Origin of the sequence: Psychrobacter sp., from assembly GCF_035469765.1 — a bacterium.
In the GTDB taxonomy this organism is placed as follows: domain Bacteria; phylum Pseudomonadota; class Gammaproteobacteria; order Pseudomonadales; family Moraxellaceae; genus Psychrobacter.
In genome coordinates this window covers 1-4,746 of sequence record NZ_DATIRM010000245.1, presented here as the reverse complement: position 1 = coordinate 4,746, position 4,746 = coordinate 1, and the positions used below count along the sequence as shown (strand labels likewise).

5 protein-coding genes are annotated in these 4,746 nt (G+C 44.0%); all 5 read left to right on the top strand.

All coding sequences use genetic code 11. The features are described 5' to 3' along the window. On the top strand, positions 1-653 hold a 653-nt coding region (gene urtB / locus VLN09_RS07010; RefSeq protein ID WP_325245004.1), incomplete at its 5' end, for an urea ABC transporter permease subunit UrtB. Positions 654-663: 10 nt separating this feature from the next. Next, a complete protein-coding gene (urtC, locus tag VLN09_RS07005) occupies positions 664-1,734 on the top strand; it encodes an urea ABC transporter permease subunit UrtC (RefSeq protein ID WP_325245002.1) in 1,071 nt (356 codons plus the stop codon). Beyond that, a complete protein-coding gene (gene urtD / locus VLN09_RS07000; RefSeq protein ID WP_325245000.1) occupies positions 1,734-2,711 on the top strand; it encodes an urea ABC transporter ATP-binding protein UrtD in 978 nt (325 codons plus the stop codon). Before urtC ends, urtD begins: the two co-directional genes overlap by 1 nt. 168 nt (positions 2,712-2,879) lie before the next feature. Further along, on the top strand, positions 2,880-3,578 hold the full coding sequence (gene urtE, locus VLN09_RS06995) for an urea ABC transporter ATP-binding subunit UrtE (RefSeq protein WP_325244998.1): 699 nt from the start codon (positions 2,880-2,882) through the stop codon (positions 3,576-3,578). Positions 3,579-3,707: 129 nt separating this feature from the next. After that, entirely contained in the window at positions 3,708-4,685 is a 978-nt protein-coding gene (locus VLN09_RS06990) for an urease accessory protein UreD (protein ID WP_325244996.1), read from the top strand. The last annotated feature ends 61 nt before the right edge of the window (positions 4,686-4,746 follow it).

The window sequence follows — 4,746 nt, the reverse complement described above, 5'->3', positions numbered from 1 at the left end:
GCATGATTATCGAACGAATCGTTATTCGCCCCCTTTACGGTCGTGAGCTTGAAACCTTACTGGCAACCTTTGGTATCAGTCTGATTCTTATGCAGTTGGTTCGGATGATATTTGGTGCGCAAAACGTTGAAGTCAGCAATGTCGACTGGTTGAGCGGTGCCTATCAAGTGTCCTCGAGCCTTGTACTCCCCTTCAACCGTATCGCTATTATCGGCTTTACCATCATTATTCTTATGCTACTGGTGTACTTACTTAACAAGACTCGCTTCGGGCTATTTGTGCGCGCTGTGACTCAAAACCGGCAAATGGCACGTGCGGTTGGTATCTCATCTGCTCGCATCGACATGTTAGCTTTTGGTCTTGGATCAGGTCTCGCAGGTCTCGCTGGTTGTGCTTTAGCGCAAGTAGGCAACGTCGGACCCGACTTAGGTCAGACTTACATTATTGATGCGTTCTTAGTCGTCGTGGTTGGCGGTGTTGGGCAAGTATGGGGCGCGGTATTGGCATCTTTAGGTCTTGGTGTCAGTGGTACGGTGCTTGAAATTGGCATTGGTGCTGTGATGGCTAAGATTGTATTACTGGTTCTTGTGATTTTGTTTATTCAAAAACGTCCACAAGGTTTATTTGCCCTCAAAGGCCGTTTTGTGGATTAAGGAGAACCTCATGCGTTTGACTCAATTATTATCTGATTCCCCACGTAATTCAATTTTGATTGGTTTGTGTTTTTTGGTGCTACTGATATTGCCTTGGCTCCATCTACTACCTGAAACTTCTAGTTTGCACCTGTCTGCTTACTGGATAACTTTGATTGGGAAAATAATGGCGCTCGCCATGGTAGCACTGGCTTTGGACTTGGTCTGGGGCTATGCTGGCATCCTAAGTTTAGGTCATGGTCTTTATTTTGCGCTAGGAGGTTATGCCTTTGGTATGTACTTGACGCGTGAAACTGCTGGCACGGGCTTGCCAGACTTTATGCGTTTTTTAAGTTGGACCGAGCTGCCGTGGTATTGGGCAGGCACTCAACACTTTTGGTGGGCTATGGCTCTAGTGGTGCTAGTTCCCGGTTTGGTCGCTTTTATCTTTGGCTATTTTGCTTTTCGCTCAAAAATCAAAGGGGTTTATTTTTCGATTATTACTCAAGCCATGACCTATGCGGCAGCCTTATTATTCTTCCGTAACGAAACAGGTTTTGGTGGTAACAATGGCTTCACAGGTTTTACCACGCTGTTAGGTTATGACATCACTGCCTCTTCAACAAGGGCTGTGCTGTGCTTTACTACCGCTTTGGCGCTACTACTGTCATATCTTGGACTACGCTATCTGATGAGCCAGCCTTATGGGCGTGTGCTCGGTGCCATCCGTGATAGTGAAAATCGCTTGCAATATCTAGGCTATCGCACGCTTTGGTACAAGCTTTCAGCTTGGGTGTTGTCTGCAATAATTGCTGGTATCGCTGGTGCTCTATATGTACCGCAAGTTGGCATCATTAACCCAGGTGAGATGAACCCCGTCAACTCTATCGAGATGGCAGTATGGGTGGCTGCTGGAGGGAGAGGTTCACTCATTGGTGCTATCGTAGGCGCAGGTGCAATCAATGCGATTAAAACTTATTTTACGGTCGCCTACCCTGAGTTCTGGTTGCTGATCCTAGGTGGATTATTTGTGGTGGTTACTTTATTTCTCCCTAACGGCATCATTGGCGTACTTGATCGTTTTAAAAAGGAAAAAGAATAATGTTAATAACTGATGCTGCTACTTCTAATGTTGCTACTTCCCAAAAAGTTACTAACGATGCGCTTGTTAAAAATGAAAATAATCATAGTATTCATAATCCAATTAAAAATTCTAAAAATACACACCACATAACGGTCGCAGAAACCACGCCTACCCGACCAGTAACTACTTTGGCTGAAGATTACGGAGATAGAGGTGGCTTAGCTCAACCTGTTTCTAAATCGGGTCCAGATATGAGCCATGGTATTGCGCTGTATTTAGAAGAAGTTAGCGTGTGGTTTGACTCGTTCCGTGCACTCAATGACTTATCTTTATACATTGAGGCGGGCGAGCTACGCTGCATAATCGGTCCTAATGGTGCAGGTAAGACGACTTTAATGGATGTTATTACTGGTAAAACGCGTCCCACTAAAGGCAGTGCATTTTTCGGTCAAGTACATAATTTATCAATGCTATCTACCGAAGAAATAGCTGAAGCAGGCATTGGCCGTAAGTTTCAAAAACCCACCGTATTTGAGAAATTTACCGTACTTGATAACTTAATGCTGGCCGCGCCCAAGGATAAGCGGGTATCAAGAAGCTGGTTTACTCGTATTGACGCAGAAATCCAAGATACGCTTGACTCAACGCTTGATCAAATACGTCTAAAAGACCTGATTAACAAGCCAGCAGGACTATTATCTCATGGTCAAAAACAGTGGCTAGAGATTGGGATGTTACTGATGCAAAGACCAAAACTTATCTTACTTGATGAACCAGTAGCAGGCATGACAGATGCCGAAACTGAACATACCGCTGAGTTATGTCTGCGCCTTAAAAAGAATCACACCTTAATCGTGGTTGAACATGACATGACTTTCATTGACGCCATAAGTGAGAAAGTAACGGTCTTAGCAAATGGCGCTATTTTGGCTGAAGGCACGTTAGCTGACGTACAGAATAATGAAGCCGTTATTGAGACCTACTTAGGTCGGTAATTGAAAGCACTGATTAAAAAAAGCGCTGACCAAAAGTCTCACAATCAATATCAAACGATTTCACACAAAGGCGATCGACCTCATACATATTGGAAATATACCTATATAGGTCAATGCCATAGTGGAATTACTTAAAGTAGGCTAATCATTGAAAGTAAAGGTATTTATATGTTAGAAGTCAATGCCATAAATCAATATTACGGTGGCAGTCACATCTTACGTGATGTCACCCTCGCAGCCCCTGTAGGAGAATGTAGCGTGGTACTGGGTCGTAATGGCGTCGGTAAAACCACCTTGCTTAAATGCTTGATGGGCATCCTACCAATAAAATCAGGTGAAATTTTATTAGACGGTAAGGACATTAGTAAGATGACGCCTGAGCAGCGTGTACGCGCAGGACTCGCTTATGTGCCGCAAGGACGTGATATCTTTTCCACCTTGACCGTTGAAGAAAACATTCTGATTGGAATGGCGAAATTCTCTCAACGTAAAGCAAGCAAAGTACCCAAACACTTGTATGATATATTTCCGGTGCTGGACGAAATGAAGTATCGGCGCGGCGGCGATCTATCAGGTGGGCAGCAACAGCAGCTCGCTATTGCTCGTGCGCTTGCCTCCGAACCGTCTGTACTGGTACTTGATGAGCCTACTGAGGGTATTCAGCCCTCTATCATCAAGGACATCGGGCGGGTGATTAGGGATTTAGGTTATCAAGGTAAAATGGCAATTGTACTGGTTGAGCAGTTTTATGAGTTTGCAGAAGAGCTTGCCGATAACTATACCGTGCTTTCTCGAGGACAAGTAGTTGCTCAAGGGGCTGGATGTGACATGGCAAAAAACAACATTCAAGAATTAGTGGCCATTTAACTAGTAGTTATTAGGCTCTACCTATTCAATCAAGCATTAAAAAGTTAATACACTCTATGTTTTTATTAGCATTGTGATAGTTAAACTTGGGTTTAACATCATATAGCATAGCCTCAAGGATATTATATTTTGACTTGGCAATCCTCGCTACAGCTTCATTTCGACTGCGCCTCTAATATTGCAAAAACTCGGCTGTATCATCGTGCCCATACTGGCGCACTAATGGTGCAGCGCGCGCTTTATCCTGAGCCTGATAGTCAAGCAGGGATTTGCCATATTTATGTGTTGTATCCTCCTGCTGGCATTGCCGATGATGACCGCTTAACATTGGAATTTAACCTACACTCTAATAGCCATTCGGTGATTACTACCCCTGGAGCCGGCAAATGGTACGGGCAACGCAAATCATTGCGGTCCTCTAAACCCAGCGACTCATCAAAATTAGTTAGAGTTAATCAATCGCCAAACAGCAACACTTCTAACGACTGTTTTAATGATGTTGTCAGCGCTGAACAGCATATCGACGCCCGCCTATATGATTATGCTGTCCTTGAATGGCTACCACAAGAAAGCATTTATTACGATCATTCTGTCTCTAATGCCAATAATCGCTTTTATTTAGCTAAGACGGCAAGTTTATTGACTTGGGATATTGCTGTGTTCGGACGTCAAGCGTATCAAGAGACTTTTGCTAATGGTCATTATGCCAACCGCTTAGAGATATGGCGTGAGGGTAATTTATTGGTCAGTGAGTGCACCTCCCAGCAAGCCAATACGTGCTGGTTTACCTCACCGCTTGGGTTAAACAATCAACATGTGCATGGCTCTTTTTGGGCAATACCTAGCACAGAGATTATTGCGCCTGAGTTACAGAATAATCCGCTCAAGCTCGGCCAATATTTAGACACCACTATTACCGAGATACGCAATCTCATTGATCAGCAGTCACTACCCATTCACTGTACTCACAATTTTCAAGGTATCAATTGCCGTTATTTAGGGGCAGATGTGCGTGCCTGCTTTGAGGCTTTTTACCAAGTCCGCGAGCTTATAAGGTTTAAATGGTACGCGCTTGAGCCTCATCGACCGAGAATTTGGGATACCTAATATCATATGCTCCCACTTAATCTCATCCTTAAACAATGCTTAATCAAACCAGAATGACTCT

Coding starts and splice junctions, on each gene's coding strand:
- urtC (WP_325245002.1), top strand. CDS start 664: ATGCGTTTGACTCAATTATTATCTGATTCCCCACGTAATTCAATTTTG.
- urtD (WP_325245000.1), top strand. CDS start 1,734: ATGTTAATAACTGATGCTGCTACTTCTAATGTTGCTACTTCCCAAAAA.
- urtE (WP_325244998.1), top strand. CDS start 2,880: ATGTTAGAAGTCAATGCCATAAATCAATATTACGGTGGCAGTCACATC.